Here is a 16,429-nt window from a genome sequence, read left to right as displayed (position 1 = left end):
ACTTTTTATAGTTGTTTGCTCAACTATTTATTGTTTGAATTGTTGGTTCATCAACTCGAAGTTGATGCCCTACACAATTGGTTCGTCTTCTTTGTTCAGTTTTCAAAGGTCTATCTCGTCGCCTCATCGAAGCGACTCAATTAGTATATCATCTTTATCGAAAGCTTGTCAAGAACTTTTTTTGAAATTCTTTTTTAGAAATTTTCGATAGATGCTGTGTCTCATCAGCGCTATGTAAGCGCTAACTTAACGACTCATTTAGTATATCGAAGTCTCGAAGACTTGTCAACATCTTTTTTGAAAAAAGTTTTTGAACTTTTTCTCACCGCTCTCTCAAGCGGAATTCTATTATATCTCATTTCAGTTTAATGGTCAAGCCTTTTTCTGAAATAATTTTTATTGCCTTTAGACTGTGAGTCAGCAAGCAACTTTGGTATAATAACAAGAGATACGTTATATTGTCAAGACTATTGGGAGGATTTTATGAAAAAAGATTTTACCGTGCGTCCAGAGGAAACAGCTCAAGCAGTTGGTTCAGGTGAATTAGAAGTCCTTGCCAGCCCTGTCCTCTTAGCTTATATGGAAAGGGTAGCTTCTGAGATTTGTTTGAGCCATTGCCAAAGTAGTGAAACCACTGTTGGCATTGAAGCAGACTTCAAACATTTGGCCCCTTCTGCTGTTGGTAGTCAAATTACTATTGATGCTGAAATTAAAAAAATCAACAAAAGTATTATTAGTTTGGCGATTGAAGCCATTGACCAAGACGGGCAAACTGTAGCTGAAGCCAAACATAAGCGCGCTATTGTGAACGCCCAGAAATTTATGGACAAATTAAAATAACATTGTGTGCTTCTATGAGAAAAGAGTGCCGCTGCTTAGTTAAAAGCTCCGGCACTCTTTTTCTCTACTCGGCTCCATCTTCCGACAGAAGTCTTCTTATCTACTCGAGCTTGTTCTTAGCCTTCCTTCATGTAATCAAAATGTTGCGTATCCTGAAGTTTCTGCACCATAAGCACACCATCGCCCAAAGGCAATAAAGAAGTTTTGAGTTCAGGACGTCCCAAGCAAGCTTCCAGGAGCCGGTTCAGTTTGGCATTCATCCCCCGATTACGGCGGGGCACTTCTTTAGGGGCTTTAAAGATAGTCCCCCCTTGGAAAATATCATCTATCATGAGAACTCCGCCGACTTTAAGGCGGTCTAAGCAATAAGGGAAGAATTGATAATACTTGGATTTAGCGGAATCCATGAAGATAAAGTCATACTGTTTCGTTAATTGGGGCAAAAGCTCTGCCGCCTCCCCCCGCAAAATATGTATTTGATCTTCTAAGTTGAGTTTTTGAATATTCTGTTCTGCTTCTTGGATCATCAAATCATAGCGGTCAATGGTATCTACATGGCGGTCTGGATAGCCGTAAGTCATGAGTGAAGCAGAGAAGGCAATGGCTGTGCCAACTTCGAGGATTTCCTTGGCCTGGCTCACACTGAGAAAGAAATCGAGAAAAACTGCTGTTTCATGGGGAATAATGGGCACCCGGCGTTCATGGGCATCGTCTTCAATTGCCTTGAGGGCTGGTGGAAATTCTGTCTGCCCCTGCCGCATAAAGTTGAGCACTTCTTCTTTAACAATTGCTCGGTCCATCATTTCATTTAACTTGTGCATGCTATCTTCCTTCCTCAAAAAAAGAGAGTGGCCAAGGCATCGGCAATTCACTTGCCTGCTTGTCCACCTTCTTCAATTATTTGTCTCTTAGTTTGACCCCGTCTCATCGGACGGGTCCACTTCTTCTGCTAGGCGGGTGACTTGGATACCACGGATCCTGCCTTCCTCCACACAGGTTGTTAACAATTCATAATTTTCAATCTGTAAGTATTCGGCGGCTCCATCTTCGGGGAAATGGCCTAATTGCTCAATCATGTAGCCAGCAATCGTATCAGACTCATCTGACTGAATATCTGTTTGAAAAATTTGGTTAAACTTGTAGATTGGCAACATGCCATCAATCGCATAGTTATTCTCGTCCAGCTGGCGGTATTCACTATTGGCTTCATCATATTCGTCTTCGATTTCGCCAACGATTTCCTCAAGCAAGTCTTCCAAGGTGACAATTCCTACAACACCGCCATATTCATCCTTCAAGATGGCCATGTGTTGGTGGTCCTTCTTGAATTGCAACATCAGGTCATCGATAAAAATTGTCTCTGGGGCAAAATAGGCTGGCTTGATGACATCTTGGATATGGACCTGGTCGAAGCCTTTTTTATGGGCTTGGCGCAGGATATCTTTGACATGGACAACCCCTAAAATATCATCCTTGTCATCGGCAAAAACGGGGACGCGTGAGTATTGGGAATTCAGGGTTTCCTGCACATTAAAAGCGTCGGGATCATCGATATCCAGCATAAAGGTATCCGTCCTAGGCACCATCACCTCACGCGCAAGCTTACTGTCCAAGGACAGGACCCCTTGCATCATGCGGAATTCGGTCATATCGATTGCTCCGTCTGTTTGACTGCTTTCAATCAAGGCCCGCATCTCTTCCCGGGTTAAATGCTCATCCTTCTTAGTGAAATCAATGGGCACTATGCGCTTCAACAAATTCGTTGACGCCGTAAGTAACCAGACAAATGGCGTGAACAAGCGCTTCAAGAATATAATTATACCAGAAGCCATCATACTGTACTTCTCAGGAAATTGGATGGCTACTTGTTTAGGGAAGAGTTCACCAAAAACAAGGGAAATATAGGAAAGGACCAAGGTCACCAAGGCTGAAGCCAGGATGTCTGCTCCTGGAATCTGTCCCAAATAGGGTCGGACATAGCCAACAAAAGTCGTGGCAGCTTGGGCAGAGGAGAAGAAACCGGCAAAAGTTATCCCCACTTGGATTGTTGATAGAAAAGCATCCGACTGGTCCAGCAAGGCTTGGACTCTCTGAGCCGCCTTGTTTCCTGATTCAGCTAATCGATCAATCTTTTGATGGTTAACTGATACGAAAGCCATTTCAGCACCTGCTAAAAAAGCATTGATCAGCGTCAACACTAAGATAATCAACAGTTGACTAACAATTGCCGTCTCGGCACCGGGATCTTCCATTTATGACATTACTCCTTCGTTCAATCACTCAATAGTTGTTAATGAGAAAGTATTCATTATTACTTTCAAGTATAGCTTTAGCCACCTTAAATTGCAAGCACTAGGGATGAAAATCGGCGGGCTAAAAAACAATAAAAAAAAGAGGAAGCGACTAAGCTTCCCCTCTTCATGCATCGATCGTTGCGCAGAATCTATGCTTTTGTTTTAGCTGGGTTGATACGGTTTTCGTAAACCTCTTTAACATTATAGTAAGTGTCTTCCTTACCACAGAATGAATCCACTGGGTCAACACCCTTGAAGGCTTCAGGGCCTTCTTGTAATTTGTCCATCAAGATTTCAAGGTTGAATGGCTTATCATCATAAGCATTGATGTAAGTTTGAACTTGAGGAACGTCAACTAAGTGGAATGGGTGGTTAACAGATACCATAATAGTTGGAATTTCATTCACATAGAATGGGCTATCTGGTGTCCCCTTAGAAGCTGGCCAAGATACACGTTGAACGGTACCTGCCGCAATCTTAGCTAAGTTGATCACTAAGTCATACTTATCGGTAAGATTGGCGATTGGTTGTTTTTGTGCGTACACGTTAGCAACAGCAGCTGAACGTTCTTCCTTAGGTAACTTCATAATCTTCTCTTCAGTTGATTCCCAAACTTCAACATTGAAGCCACGTTTTTCCATGATATCTTTCATGATATCGGCTGGGGATTCTTTAGAAGCGATCAATTGACCGAAGCCACCCTTAACCCCTTCGTTCATTACAAGAAGAACATTCTTGTAACGTTCAGGTGTTACAGGGAAGACGTCTTCTTGGTTATTTTTGACTAAGGTAATGGCTTTATCTGCTACTTCACGGGCCATTGCTTGGTTCTCTTCGGTATTGATATGAGCCAAGGCTTCTTCCTTAGGTGCTAATAAGCTCTTAGGATCTTTTTCATGAAGACCAATAGAAGCTTTCAAGCCAAGAGTACGACGAAGAGCATCTTCTAAACGTTCATCAGTGATTGTGCCGTTTTCATAGCCTTCCTTCATCCATTGGAAGTCTTCATCTGGATCGTTGAAGAAGAGGAAGAGGTCACAACCAGAAGCGATAGCTGTAGGTAAGATGTCGCGACGTGATAAAGCACCAGTCATGGCTACCATGTGGGAAGCATCAGTAATAACTGCCCCATTGAAGCCCATCTTGTCTTTCAGTAAGCCAAGGAGGATTTCACGAGATAAGGTAGCTGGCAACATAGCTTCTGAATCAGAGATGTCAGGGTTAATGGCTTTAGCATAAGATGGTAAGCCAATGTGTCCTGCCATGATAGCTGGTAGGCCTGCATCAAAGAGTGCAGAATAAATCTTGCCGTATGAATTATCCCATTCTTCGATAGAAGCATGGTTTGTCGCAAATGACAAGTGGTGGTCACGTTCATCGTTCCCGTCACCTGGGAAGTGCTTAGCGGTCGCAATGATGCCTTTTTCAGAGATTCCCTTGAGATAGTTTAGAGAGAAATCAATGACTTTTTGAACATCACTTGACCAAGTCCGAACAGAGATAATTGGGTTACGCCAGTTCGATTGTAAGTCAACGATTGGGGCAAAAGACATGTTACAGCCGATAGCTGCAGCTTCGTCCCCTGCGATACGTCCCATTTCATAACCGTATTTAGGATCGTTAGTAGCGGCTAATTTAACTTCGTGACCAACATAGGTCCCGTCAGTACAAGCACCGTCCCCACCTGCTTCTGTATTCGCTGCGATTAAAACAGGAATCTTAGAATTTTCTTGGAGAATCTTATTTTGGTTGTAGACGGTATCCGCATCAGATTTATTGTAACGAACCCCTGCGATATGATAAGTATCGAGGACGCTCTTTAAGTAATCTTCTTCTGCGCTAGCCCCCATATTAAAGAATAATTGGCCAATCTTTTCATCAATTGACATGTTTTTGATGGTGTCTTCAACCCATTGAACACCTTTTTTATCTAAATTATAGGGTGCTTTGGTTAAATCGACTTTCTGCATTTTTACTTCTGCCATCGATTGCATCTCTCCTTTCATTAAGTCCACGAATATTATAAAGGCCTATGACCTTTATTCTATTATAGCAAAATTCTTAGAAAATGTAAGGGTTTAACGCTCGAAGAAGGGATCTCAACTAAGAAAGCCTTTATTCGCTCAATTTAGGGTACAAATTTGGTTTTTCACTAAGAAAAAGTAGGGGCTAGATTAAATTTCTCTATTTTTATTTCCAATAAAACTTAAATCCTTCTCATTATCCGAGGGGCTATGTTATACTTGTATACGGTCAACAGAAAGGATGGTATCCTCGCAATGAATATCTCATCTTTTACCATTCAAAAGAAAGATGTGGTTTATGTCACCGCATCGACATCGATGCGTGATGCCCTAACGATTTTAGAAGATCATCAATTCCGCTGCATCCCCATCCTGGATGACAATGAGAAGATTTTTAGAGGAAATATCTACCGCTCACATCTCTACCAGAGACTGGCAGAGGGCCAATCACTCGACGAACCGGTCACCCTCCTGCTCAAGAATGCGACCAAATATGTGAGCCTAGACAGTTCCTTCTACCGTGTGCTCTTCAATATTCGTGACCTGCCCTATATCGCGGTTCTCGACCAGGACAACCGCTTCTTCGGCTTGCTCACCCACCATCAATTTGAGCGCATGCTCAGTCATTCTTGGAAGTTAAATGACAGCAGCTATATCTTAACCGTTACGGTTCCCCAAGAATCAAGGGGAACCATGTCCAAGGTGACAAAGATTATTAGCCGGGTGTGTTCGATCAACAGTATGATTACGCTGACTGACCTTGAAGACCCCAGCCTCTGCCACCTGACCTTCTTCCTATCCAATACTTGTTCTTATCCTGACCTTCAAAAAATTGTGGCCCGACTCAAGCGCCGCGGCCTAAGAAATATTGGCCTTGAAGAACCAGATAAACTCTTCGAGTATAAAATGGGAAGCCTATAAATGCTCCGGCCTGCCCTTCTCTTGGGCTAAGCCCAGCTAAAAAAATCCCGCTAGCAAGTAAAGCTGGCGGGATTTTTCATTGGCTCATTATTTTTTCGCATAATTAAAGGCCTCATAGTAAGCCTTCAGGTCATCGCCTTCAAGGACAATCTGCTTGGGATCAACGTCTTTGCCGTAAACAGGCAAGCAAGTTTTGTCGTAGGCTTTGGTAAAGAACTGGTCTTGGCCCAAGCGAACGATAAGATCATCCAGATAGTCTTTTAACTCTTGGTTGCCCTTTTGGACAGCAGGAGCAATGGTATCCTCTTCACCTAGGGATTCAATTCCCACTTTGAAGCCCGGATTTTCGTTGGCCCAGGCCAGAACTTCCGTATTGTCCGTGGAGAAAGCATCTCCCCGCCCATCTCTAAGGGCATCATAGGCCTCCTGATAGGCGTCATACTTATCGATATTTTTAATTTCGGGGTGGTCTTTTTGGAAGTAGTTCTCAGCGGTCGTTCCCTTAACCAAGATCAATTTTTTGTCTTTAAGCTGGTTGAGGTCTGTGATTAGGGCTTTCTCTGGCGACACTAGGCCAATCGCCACCTTCATATAAGGAAGGGCAAAGTCTACCTGTTCACGACGCTCGTCGGTCACTGTAAAGTTAGCTAAGGTAATATCCACCTTGCCTGATTTGAGAAATTCAGCCCGGCTAGCGGCATCCATGGGGACAAATTCAACCTTATCGGCACTGCCTAAGAGGTCCTCACCAATCTTCTTGGCTAATTCGATATCATAACCTTGGGGCTGACCCTTATCATCGACATAGCCAAAGGGCATCTTATCGGCGAAGACCCCAATGCGGATCTTACCGGAATCTTTGATTTCTGCTAGAGTGCGGGCTGGAGCTTGCTTGCCAGCACTTGCCGCAGCCTCTTTATCACTGGACTGGCCAGATTGGCAAGCTGTTAGAAATAGGGCTACAAGGGCTAGCAGGGTAAATAATTTTTTCTTCATAATTTTCTCCTTCTTATCGGTCAAATGTTAAACGGTCTAAAAACTTTTGGGCACGCAGGGTCATGGGAGCTCGGAAGAAGGCTTGGGGGTCCCGGCTGCTCTCGACAATCTGTCCAGCGTCAAAGAAGACGATTTGATCAGCCACAGCTTCTGCAAAGGACATCTCATGGGTCACCATCACCATTGTGAGCCCTTCTTCTGCCAAGTTTAGGACCACATCTAGGACTTCACGAACCAGTTCGGGGTCCAGAGCAGCGGTGATTTCATCTAGCAAGAGGACTTCCGGGTGCATCATCAGGGCTCGGACTATCGCTACCCGCTGCTTCTGCCCTCCAGATAACTGGCTGGGGAAAGCTGCCGCTTTGTCTGCCAGACCAACCTTAGCCAGGAGCTTTCGCGCCTCAGTTTCAGCTTCCTGACGGTCTCTAGCCTGGACCTTGCAAGGGGCCAGGGTGAGATTATCCATCACAGACAGATGGGGGAAGAGTTCATAGGATTGAAAGACCATTCCGACTTGCTCTCTTAAGGCCCGAATCTCCCTGTCACTTTGACCCAAAGCCTGGCCTTTAAAATAAATTTCGCCCCTATCAATAGGCTCCAAAGCATTGAGGCAACGGAGGAAAGTTGACTTGCCACAGCCGGAAGGGCCGATGATCACCGTCAGCTCGCCACGCTCAATACTCAGCGAAATTCCCTGGAGGACCTCCGTCTCTCCGTCGTAACTTTTATGTAAATGATCGACTTCAATCAATAAATTTGCCATTAGCGACCTCCTTCTTGGAACTTATTTTCCAAATACTGGCTAAGCTTTGAGAAAGGATAGCAAGCCATAAAGTATAAAAAGAAAATGCTGCCATAAATCCAGATGGCACCGTCTGGATAGTCGAAGCGGTTCATATCAATAATCTGCTTACCAACTGCGACCACTTCAACCACCCCAATGAGGACGACGATGGCTGTTGTTTTGATCATACGGGTCATCAAACTCGTCATGGCAGGGAGGAGTCGGCGGACCGTCTGCGGGATAATGACATAGCGGTAGAGCTGCCAAGGGGTCAGAGCCAGGGCCAAGCCACTCTCTATTTGTTGCCGAGGCAGGGCCTGGATGGCTGACCGAACAAGTTCCGCTAATTCAGCCGTCCCCCAGAAAGTAAAGGCAAGCACCGCGGCCCCTTCGGCAGAGAAATTTAGGCCAAACTGCTTGGCTGCACCAAAGTAGACCAAGAAGACAAGGACCAATTGCGGCATCACGCGAACAAACTCAACATAAAGGCGCAAAACTAAGTGAATCAAGCGAAAGCGGCTAGTCATCAACACCCCCAGAAAGAAACCTAAGACTATGGAAAAAGCCATTGAAAGTAGAGCGATCCTTAGGGTTACCCAGAGTCCTTCTAATAAGCGTAGAAAATTACTGCCCTCAAAGAGGATGCCGATGCCCGAATTGACCATGGTGGAGCCTCCTTTCTAAGACATGTCCCAGGAGCGAAAGTGGTAAAAGCAAGGCAGTGTAGGCAAGTACCAAGAGGAAGAGCGCCTCATCTGTCTTATAGTAGAGCCCGATATGTTCCTTGGCCACATACATCAGGTCGGCCAAAGCCACAATACTGAACATAGAGGTCTCTTTAATCAAGAAGATCACATTGGTCATCAGTGCCGGAATAGAACTTGCCAAAGCTTGGGGCAAGACCACATAGCGGAAGCATTGCCGGCGCGATAAGGCGAGACTGTAGGCCCCTTCCAACTGACTCTTCGGCACGGCTTCCAGGCCCGAACGAAAGGCTTCAGCCATGTAAGATGAGCCCAAGAAGGTCAAGCCGACAAGGGCGCAGACCGTCGATGGCCAGGTAATACCGAGTTTCGGTAAGGCATAGTACAAAAAGAAGAGCTGGATAAGCAAGGGAGTGTTCCGCGACAGCTCAATATAGATACCAACAACTTGACTGAGAAGCGGTAGCTGCCAATAGCGCACCAAGGCGCAGACAAGGCCACAAATAAGGGACAAGACAACCTCCAGTCCCCCGAGTCCAAAGGTCAGTCCAGCTGCCCTCAGGTATTCCGGTAAGACCGATCCTATGAATTCCCAATCCATTCCCCCACTCCTTTCGGGTTATTTTTTACGAGCTAAATCATAGCCGCTTGGCCCACAGCTGTCAATTTGCCCTTAGCGCCTTTCCTGGCAATGAAAGCCCTGGGAAAAAGGCTAAAGTCTATTCTGACGCCCTTAGTTGAACAGGTGATCGAAGGAGGCGATAAGTTCTGATATGAAAAGTATGAAATTTAAATATAAAATATAAACAAAAAAGAACAATAAGTGATGCAAAAAAAGAAGCTGGGACAAAAGTTCCGGCTTCTATATAGAATACGAACTATTCTTTAAAAACGTGCTCCAAAAATCAGCCCTGACATCCACTTCACGAATTATAGAAGATCCTTTGACAAGGTTCTTCCATAATTCGCGGACAGTTGCTATAGCTGTTCGAAGCGAAGCGAGTTACAGATATAGTATGCGTTAGCAGATTCAGGGCTAACCGACTTTTGTCACACTCTCTAATTAAATTAAAGCAAGGATTCTTTACTTTGGGGATCAAAATAAGATAAGCGGCTTGGGTCTTTGACACGCACAGAATAATTTTTGCCAAGTTCCAACCGGCTCTGGTCAGTGGTCTTAACTCGAACATGGCCTTCTGCTGCTTCCAGGTAGAGATAGTATTCGCTCCCCAAATTCTCAATCAAAGTCAAGCGATGGGTCGTGCCAGGAATAAGTTCCAAGTTCTCGGGGCGGATTCCTAGAAGGCAAGGGCCTTTGCCCAGTTGGGAACTTAGCCTATAGGTCTGCCCCCACAATGTCATCGACTGCTCATCCAGGTCACATGGGATGATATTAATTTGTGGCGAACCTAGAAATTCCGCAACAAAACAATTGGCTGGATGCTGATACAGTTCTTCTGGACTTCCAATCTGTTGGATTTTGCCTTCGCGCATAACCACAATCCGGTCGCCCATCGTCATCGCTTCTGTCTGGTCATGGGTCACATAGAGCATCGTGGCCCCCAATTCCTTTTGAAGATGGGAAATTTCATAGCGCATCTGAACCCTTAATTTGGCATCCAGGTTGGATAAGGGCTCATCCAGTAAGAAGATGTTTGGTTTCCGGACAATGGCACGCCCTAAGGCTACCCGTTGCCTTTGCCCGCCTGACAGTTGGGCTGGTTTTCGATTTAAATAATCGCTTAGGGCTAATTTTTCAGCCACTGCCTCAACCCGCTCTGCGATGATTTCTTTCGGCAGCTTTCTCAAGGTCAAAGAGAAGGCCAAATTATCCCTCACATTGAGGTGGGGATAGAGGGCATAATTCTGGAATACCATGGCGACATTGCGGTCTTTAGGATCCACTTCATTGACCACTTGACCATCAATTCGAATCTCCCCTTCTGTCACTTCTTCCAAACCCGCTAGCATCCGCATTAAGGTGGACTTCCCGCAGCCTGACGGACCGACCAAAACCACAAATTCACCGTCCGCTATCTTCAAATTAAAGTCTGAAACGGCCCGGCTGCCGCCATCATAAAGCTTAGTCAGCCCTCGGAATTCAACATTAGCCATAGTTTTCCTCCTTTGCAGCAAAGGGGCGATAGCCCAAAGCTGCCCCTAAAATACTCTGATTGTCTCGGGCCAAGACTTGAAGTCGTGACCCCTGCTTATGACTGGGTGCTTGGTCCAATAGGCGCGACTTGGCCATATCTGGCCAGGAGGTCGCCCCTAGCAGATCAAAAAATTGAGAAAACTGATAAATCCGGCTTTCGGGGCCTAAGTGCGCTAAAAGCCCTGGGTAAAGGAGCCAGGAAAAACAGGTATAGGCTTGATAAGCCTCTGGCCCATCATAAGTGGCGAAGAAAGTCGCTGCCTGGTCAAAAGAGGCCTGGCAAGCTGCATGGGAGAGGTCAGTGCCAGCCATGATATGAACCGCCAGCAAGGGCGTTCCCGTTGGCCAATGGTTAAGAACTTCTAGCGGCATATGATAATAGCTAGGATCCGGTTGCCATCTAATCCGCTCAAATTGTAGGGCCCCCAATTTGAAAATTTGTAGGTCAAAAAGCCGCAAGAGCCATTGCCCGTCATCTGCAGTCAAGCCCAGGCCCTGGTAGTGGGCATCGTACAAGTTGGCCCTTAAATAGAAGTCTGCAAGACTATCTTGGAGAATTTGTTTAGGAATGCTTTGCCTTTCATAACGCTGAATGGCCTGGGGAAGGAGAAAGAGCAAACTAGCTAAGCGCTCTTCTGCTGTCAATTTTTGGATAAGGCGGGGCGTCTGGTCCCCTGGGCCTGGCCAGCCATCTGCTAAGACTTGCTGGGCAAGGACCAGGTCTCGCTCCGAAAGCCCTTCGACTAGGTCCTGCCACTGAGCAAATAAGAGCTGCTTGGAGTCTAGCAAATTGATAATTTGTTCTTTGATTGCTTGCAAGCTTCTCATCCTTTCACCGCCCCACTCATTAATCCTGAAATTAAATACCGTCTAAAGAGAAGGGCCAAGAGAGCTGGTGGTATCACCGCAAAGAGACCAGCTGTCGCCACCAAGCCATAATTAATGGAATCCCGGGTCATAAATTCCGACATGACCAGGGTAACAACCTTGGTTTCTTGGGAAGTTGTCAAAATCATGGGAATCTGATACTGGCTCCAACTCATCAAAAAGAGCATTAAGGTACAGGCCAGGAGGATGGGATAAGAATTGGGCAAGATGACCTTGCTAAAGACCTGCCATTCTGTACAACCATCCGTACGGGCTGCCTCCCAGAGTTCCACTGGAATGGCTTCTAAGAATGACTTCACCATCCAAGTTGTAATGGGCAGGAAGGCCGACACATAAATCACACACACCCAGAACTGTTGGTCGAGCCAACCGCGTTCAGCGAATAAGGCATAAATAGGAATAATCGTTGTAAACACGGGGATAACAATCGTTAACAAGAGGAGGTAAAGGACTAGCTTGCGTCCTTTAAAGCGATAACGCACAAAACTATAAGCACTCATCACAGCTACTGGTAAGCCAATCAAAACGGTAACTAGAGACATCTTAAATGAATTCCAAAGCCCATTCATTACCGTCTCATGCGCTTGGCTGCCTGGGCTCAGGATTTCCCTATAATTGCTCCAATCCAGATGGCTAGGCAGTAAGTGGGGGTTGGCTGTTAACACTTCCTTCTCTGGTGTGAGGGTTAAGATGAGCGTCCAGATCAAGGGTCCTAGACTAAAGAGCAAGAATATCCCAACCATTAGCCAGTACAGGATGCGAGTGGATCGTCTTTCTTTCATGCTATCCCTCCTATACATCGCGTGCCATTCTACGGATATAGGCAAAGCCCAAGAGCCCTGATAGAATGGTCACCACATAAGTAATTGCCGAACCAAAGCCAAAATTCAAGAAAGAAAACGTATTCATATAATTATAAACTAAGAGCGTTTGGCTCTCAAAACGGTAACCCGATAGGGCCACTATCTCGTCAAAGACATTAATCGCTGCCATAGTCATTTGAATTAATACGATAACGAGAGAGGGCAAAAGCATCGGCAAGGTGATCAGGCGAAAATCCTGCCAAGCACTCGCCCCATCAATTCGCGAAGCCTCATAGAGCTCCCCGGGGATCGTCTGTAAGTTGGCTAGGAGGAGGATAGCGCAGAAAGGGACCACCCGCCAAGCCACCACCAAGGCCGCAATAAACATGAGCATCCAACGGTTAGCCGTCCAAGCAATTGGTGCCTCGATCAACTGCAAGTTAAGCAATAACTTATTCAAAAAGCCATAGCCTGGATAAAATATAAACTTCCAAATAATACCATTGACAATCGGAGGCAGGGCCCAGGGCACAATAGCAATCGCGGTTAAGACTGGCGTTAAGAGATGGCGTCGATTCAGCATCAGAGCAATCGCCAAGCTCATAATAAGGCCCAGCAGAACCGTAAAAACGAGCACCAGGCCAGAATTAACGAGTGCCTGGTAAAAATCCGAAGATGTCAGCACCGCACGGTAATTAGCTAAGCCTATCCAGGCCACATTGTCCGGTTCCGTCAACTTCAAGCGGTAGAAACTATAGAATAGGGTGCGGATAATCGGATAAACAACAAACACTAGCATAATAACTAACATAGGGCTCAACAAGAGCCAAGCCTTCCACCCTTTACGCATCAAATCCCTCCTTTATAAAAGTTAAAAGGACTGGGGCAAGAGCTCCAACCCCTTTTTAATTCACAAGCTTATCTTTTATTTATTGGCTTCAACTATCGCATTGACTTTCTCAGTCATTTGATCTGCAGCCTGTTCAGGACTTAACTTACCATTGGCCATTTCGCTAATGGTGTTGAAGATTTCCGTACTCATTTCAGTATAGTACTTAGGAACCCCATTAGGGAAAGGAGACCCTACCATATCTGCAAGTTGGAGCATCTCTTCTGATTCACGAATCTGTCCGTCTGACACTACCGCTTGGAGGGCTGATTGGCGGGTTGGTAAGATTTCAACTTCTTTGAAAAGTTCTTTTTGCGTTTCTTCAGAAGTGTACCATTCCACAAATTTTTTCGCTGCTTCTGGGTGTTCACTGAAAGGCGATACCCCAACAGCTTCGACAAAGGAAACGGTACGGTCAGAAGGGCCGTCCTTACCCGGAAGAGGAACAACTTCGACTTGACCTTGCACAGCAGAATCCTTCTCAGAGTCTACCCGAATAGCGTAGAAGGATGGGGCCACCGCATAAGAAGCTTCTCCCTTCTTAATCAGGTCATACTTGCCTTCATTAGTTGTCCGATAGGCTGGATCAACTAACTCTTTCTGATTGAGCTCATCCATGACTTCCAAAGTAGCCAGGGCATTGTCACGGTTTAAGGTATTATCCTTGTTAAAAACTTCGCCAGTCAGCGCATAGTTAATGGTCAAGAAAGAGGTGGTCGTATTCTCATCTGCTGCCATCGGCAAAGCCACAGGGTGTTTGACCACTTTTTGGTCCTTGATCCGTTCCGCATTTTGGATCACTTCTTGCCAAGTTCCTGGAGCCTGGCTCAGACCCGCTTCTTCATACTGCTTGCTGTTATAGTAAGCCATCCGGTATTCATTGGAGTAAGGCACCGCATAGTAGTCCTTTCCTACTTTAAACGTCTGTAAGGAAGGTATATCTTTGATCGTGGCTTCATCCAATTCCAGGGGCTCTAACCAGCCTGCACTTTTGAATTCGCCCACCCAGGACCAATCGACTTCAAAGACATCAGCCGCTGCCTTTTTACCTACCGCAGCCGTTGAAATCTTATCTCGAATATCATCCCAGCTGGTTGGCATGACATTCACCTTAATCCCCGTCTCATCTTCAAATTGCTTGAGCATCTCTTCACTCGGTTGCCCATATTCTGGGATCATGAATGAGATTTCTTGTTTTTCTTTCTTGCCATCCTCGGTTGCTGTTTGTTCCGTTTGTTCGGCTGTATCGGTCTCCGATTCGCTAGACTCACTCGTCCCCATTCCCGCATTCGAACAACCCGCCAAAAAGCCGAGAATTAGGGTCGATGACAATAAAGTTTTTACTGATTTTTTCATGGGATATCCTCCATTCTAGTCTGTGCAACAAGTAACAAATGGCTTAGGAAGAAACTTCTGTGAGCCTTTTTATTTCATCTCCAAGAGGGCCAAGCAATCCCGCTTAATCGTCTGTAGGAGGTTGAAATCATCAATATACTGGGCATCAATACGATCGCTCGCCGCATCATAGGTCATCTGACGGATGTCCCCTGTCAGACGTTGGACCTGGGCTTGGACCTTATCCTCACCCACTTCTCTGGCGATCGCCTTAAAGAAACGATAATCCTGTAAACCAAAGACAAGCTGCTTCCAGCGCAAGCTATACTCAGGGCGGCCATTTGCCCCAGGATAGACGAAGAACATGTCTCCTGCCGCCCACTTGTAGGTCTTATAAGTAATATCTTTATCAGGATCTTCCGTCCACAGACAATAATTCCAGCGGAGGAAGCCCTTGGTTCCGAAAGCATAAGTCAAGTAGCCCACTAAGCGCGATTCCATGAGCGGACTGCGTACAAAGACATTGAGGTTTTGTGGGAAGCAGCAAGAATACCAGGTCATCTGATGGCGTCGGGACCAAACTTTAGAATGGCTGTCATCCATCTTATCAATCAAAATAGACGAGATAACCGAATTGCTCTCGAAGTCCCCCTCATAGGCCTCCAAGAATTCACTGTGGAGGCAGGCATGCTTGAAATCAATGGCTTCTTTCGAACAGCTCGATAAGAAGTCCTCAAAGCCCCTGAAGCGTTCCGGATCATTCGGCTCATCAGAAATCACCTTCACCCGGTCCCAGAGACCACGCTCCTGCAAGTGGTCAAAGACCAGGCTTAAGTAAGTCGCTAAGTCTGCCTTCGTTCGCAGATAGCTCGATAGGCCTGTCTCTTCATCATATACCCGGACGCGGATCGGATCCTCATAGTCTTCCAGAGGGCTGCCAAAGGAATAGGCGTCCCAATTGCCAAGAATCCCAAAGAGGTTAATTTCATCAGCCATCCCATAGTCTAAGCAAAGGTCGAGATAACGGTCCATAGCTGTAAAATCAGCCTTCAACTCGCCAGCTTGCCGGCTCAGCCCCACAATATTATATTCAAAGAGGCTGCTCGGATTATCCGGCACTTGATAGCAAGCTTGTCCCGCCCAAGCATAGTCAGAAATCACCAAGTCGCAGACTTTTTGACCTGCTTCAGCCAGGGGCTTCATATAGTTAGCAATTAAATTAAAGTGATCATCTGACCATAAGGGAACTGCATAGTAACGCGCCAAGGCACTCAAATGCTGCCACAAGTCTAGAAAGAAAGCTTCTTCTTTAGGATAGGCAAAGTCAGACACCTCAACCGGAAGCTGGGCCGATAGCAAGACCCGCTCATCCTCAAAACCCTGGCGCAAGGAAAGCGTCACACCCAAGTGGTAAGTCCCTGCAGCCAAACCTTTGAGGTCGACCCAGAAACAATGGGTGCCCCGCTCTAAGAAGCGGCCTTCTTCATGGAGAATCCGATCTTTCTTATACTGGCCATCATCATCCAGCACGGCCTCTTCAAAACTCAGGCGACCTTCCAGTCCTTCCGGCAAGTCTAAGCTGAGGCGGTAGAGCTGGTCGAGCCCCTTCCAGGGCAAGGCCATATTTTGGTTAAGGGTAAGCCAGGTCTTCTGGTCAAGCGTCAGGGCGACTTGCACGGCCCCGGGCTCTTCTTTGAGCAAAAAGAGATCCTCCAAAGGCTCTTCAGCGAGCGCCTGGTTGCCAAACTGACGAATAGTCGGTGCAAAAAATTGTAAGGTCATAACAAGTTCCTTTC

Annotated in this window: 15 protein-coding genes; 2 read left to right on the top strand and 13 right to left on the bottom strand. The window is 46.1% G+C overall.

Annotated features, from left to right (window positions below; genetic code table 11):
* Positions 1-483 precede the first annotated feature (483 nt).
* Positions 484-840 carry a thioesterase family protein gene (locus tag F6I03_RS05445; RefSeq protein ID WP_070430475.1) on the top strand — a complete coding sequence of 119 codons (357 nt, stop codon included), beginning with the start codon at positions 484-486 and terminating at the stop codon, positions 838-840.
* 116 nt (positions 841-956) lie between these two features.
* Here the strand turns inward: F6I03_RS05445 and F6I03_RS05440 are convergent, their stop codons facing one another.
* The 3 genes from F6I03_RS05440 to F6I03_RS05430 all read right to left on the bottom strand — a co-directional run bounded on the left by F6I03_RS05440 (position 957) and on the right by F6I03_RS05430 (position 5,104).
* Positions 957-1,661: an O-methyltransferase gene (locus F6I03_RS05440; RefSeq protein WP_070430474.1), complete on the bottom strand. Its 705-nt coding sequence runs from the start codon at positions 1,659-1,661 to the stop codon at positions 957-959.
* A gap of 87 nt (positions 1,662-1,748) precedes the next feature.
* Positions 1,749-3,092, bottom strand: a complete 1,344-nt coding sequence (locus tag F6I03_RS05435) for a hemolysin family protein (protein ID WP_070430473.1) — start codon at positions 3,090-3,092, stop codon at positions 1,749-1,751.
* A gap of 191 nt (positions 3,093-3,283) precedes the next feature.
* Positions 3,284-5,104 (bottom strand): glycoside hydrolase family 3 protein, encoded by a 1,821-nt coding sequence (locus tag F6I03_RS05430; RefSeq protein ID WP_070626110.1) that lies wholly within the window; start codon positions 5,102-5,104, stop codon positions 3,284-3,286.
* A 309-nt stretch (positions 5,105-5,413) separates the two neighbouring features.
* Here F6I03_RS05430 and cbpA point away from each other — a divergent pair, with 309 nt between their 5' ends.
* A complete protein-coding gene (gene cbpA / locus F6I03_RS05425) occupies positions 5,414-6,079 on the top strand; it encodes a cyclic di-AMP binding protein CbpA (RefSeq protein WP_070430472.1) in 666 nt (221 codons plus the stop codon).
* A gap of 87 nt (positions 6,080-6,166) precedes the next feature.
* Here cbpA and F6I03_RS05420 read toward each other — a convergent pair whose 3' ends face one another.
* From F6I03_RS05420 to F6I03_RS05375, 10 genes are all read right to left on the bottom strand, one after another.
* Positions 6,167-7,075, bottom strand: a complete 909-nt coding sequence (locus tag F6I03_RS05420) for a cysteine ABC transporter substrate-binding protein (protein WP_070430471.1) — start codon at positions 7,073-7,075, stop codon at positions 6,167-6,169.
* A 13-nt stretch (positions 7,076-7,088) separates the two neighbouring features.
* Positions 7,089-7,838 (bottom strand): amino acid ABC transporter ATP-binding protein, encoded by a 750-nt coding sequence (locus F6I03_RS05415; RefSeq protein ID WP_070430470.1) that lies wholly within the window; start codon positions 7,836-7,838, stop codon positions 7,089-7,091.
* Positions 7,838-8,524: an amino acid ABC transporter permease gene (locus F6I03_RS05410; RefSeq protein ID WP_070430469.1), complete on the bottom strand. Its 687-nt coding sequence runs from the start codon at positions 8,522-8,524 to the stop codon at positions 7,838-7,840. The genes F6I03_RS05415 and F6I03_RS05410 overlap by 1 nt, the downstream gene beginning before the upstream one ends.
* Positions 8,493-9,164, bottom strand: coding sequence for an amino acid ABC transporter permease (locus F6I03_RS05405; protein WP_070430468.1), 672 nt, complete (start codon positions 9,162-9,164; stop codon positions 8,493-8,495). The genes F6I03_RS05410 and F6I03_RS05405 overlap by 32 nt, the downstream gene beginning before the upstream one ends.
* 467 nt (positions 9,165-9,631) lie before the next feature.
* On the bottom strand, positions 9,632-10,678 hold the full coding sequence (locus F6I03_RS05400; RefSeq protein WP_070430467.1) for an ABC transporter ATP-binding protein: 1,047 nt from the start codon (positions 10,676-10,678) through the stop codon (positions 9,632-9,634).
* Positions 10,671-11,537, bottom strand: coding sequence for an acyltransferase domain-containing protein (locus F6I03_RS05395; RefSeq protein WP_070430466.1), 867 nt, complete (start codon positions 11,535-11,537; stop codon positions 10,671-10,673). The genes F6I03_RS05400 and F6I03_RS05395 overlap by 8 nt, the downstream gene beginning before the upstream one ends.
* 5 nt (positions 11,538-11,542) lie before the next feature.
* Complete coding sequence (locus F6I03_RS05390; RefSeq protein WP_070430465.1) at positions 11,543-12,388, bottom strand: carbohydrate ABC transporter permease; 846 nt, start codon at positions 12,386-12,388, stop codon at positions 11,543-11,545.
* 10 nt (positions 12,389-12,398) lie between these two features.
* Entirely contained in the window at positions 12,399-13,259 is an 861-nt protein-coding gene (locus F6I03_RS05385) for a carbohydrate ABC transporter permease (protein ID WP_070430464.1), read from the bottom strand.
* Between the two features lie 75 nt (positions 13,260-13,334).
* Positions 13,335-14,654 (bottom strand): ABC transporter substrate-binding protein, encoded by a 1,320-nt coding sequence (locus tag F6I03_RS05380; protein WP_070430463.1) that lies wholly within the window; start codon positions 14,652-14,654, stop codon positions 13,335-13,337.
* A 69-nt stretch (positions 14,655-14,723) separates the two neighbouring features.
* On the bottom strand, positions 14,724-16,415 hold the full coding sequence (locus tag F6I03_RS05375; RefSeq protein ID WP_070430462.1) for a DUF4091 domain-containing protein: 1,692 nt from the start codon (positions 16,413-16,415) through the stop codon (positions 14,724-14,726).
* Positions 16,416-16,429: the final 14 nt, after the last annotated feature.

This window comes from Aerococcus sanguinicola (assembly GCF_008726925.1).
Classification (GTDB): Bacteria; Bacillota; Bacilli; order Lactobacillales; family Aerococcaceae; genus Aerococcus.
Note: the sequence above shows the minus strand (reverse complement) of the source record. Positions and strands in the feature narration are given on the sequence as shown.

What these genes read in the sequence shown, in the direction of transcription:
- F6I03_RS05445 (WP_070430475.1), top strand. Translation starts at nt 484, where the DNA reads ATGAAAAAAGATTTTACCGTGCGTCCAGAGGAAACAGCTCAAGCAGTT.
- F6I03_RS05440 (WP_070430474.1), bottom strand. Translation starts at nt 1,661, where the DNA reads ATGCACAAGTTAAATGAAATGATGGACCGAGCAATTGTTAAAGAAGAA.
- F6I03_RS05435 (WP_070430473.1), bottom strand. Translation starts at nt 3,092, where the DNA reads ATGGAAGATCCCGGTGCCGAGACGGCAATTGTTAGTCAACTGTTGATT.
- F6I03_RS05430 (WP_070626110.1), bottom strand. Translation starts at nt 5,104, where the DNA reads ATGCAGAAAGTCGATTTAACCAAAGCACCCTATAATTTAGATAAAAAA.
- cbpA (WP_070430472.1), top strand. Translation starts at nt 5,414, where the DNA reads ATGAATATCTCATCTTTTACCATTCAAAAGAAAGATGTGGTTTATGTC.
- F6I03_RS05420 (WP_070430471.1), bottom strand. Translation starts at nt 7,075, where the DNA reads ATGAAGAAAAAATTATTTACCCTGCTAGCCCTTGTAGCCCTATTTCTA.
- F6I03_RS05415 (WP_070430470.1), bottom strand. Translation starts at nt 7,838, where the DNA reads ATGGCAAATTTATTGATTGAAGTCGATCATTTACATAAAAGTTACGAC.
- F6I03_RS05410 (WP_070430469.1), bottom strand. Translation starts at nt 8,524, where the DNA reads ATGGTCAATTCGGGCATCGGCATCCTCTTTGAGGGCAGTAATTTTCTA.
- F6I03_RS05405 (WP_070430468.1), bottom strand. Translation starts at nt 9,164, where the DNA reads ATGGATTGGGAATTCATAGGATCGGTCTTACCGGAATACCTGAGGGCA.
- F6I03_RS05400 (WP_070430467.1), bottom strand. Translation starts at nt 10,678, where the DNA reads ATGGCTAATGTTGAATTCCGAGGGCTGACTAAGCTTTATGATGGCGGC.
- F6I03_RS05390 (WP_070430465.1), bottom strand. Translation starts at nt 12,388, where the DNA reads ATGAAAGAAAGACGATCCACTCGCATCCTGTACTGGCTAATGGTTGGG.
- F6I03_RS05385 (WP_070430464.1), bottom strand. Translation starts at nt 13,259, where the DNA reads ATGCGTAAAGGGTGGAAGGCTTGGCTCTTGTTGAGCCCTATGTTAGTT.
- F6I03_RS05380 (WP_070430463.1), bottom strand. Translation starts at nt 14,654, where the DNA reads ATGAAAAAATCAGTAAAAACTTTATTGTCATCGACCCTAATTCTCGGC.
- F6I03_RS05375 (WP_070430462.1), bottom strand. Translation starts at nt 16,415, where the DNA reads ATGACCTTACAATTTTTTGCACCGACTATTCGTCAGTTTGGCAACCAG.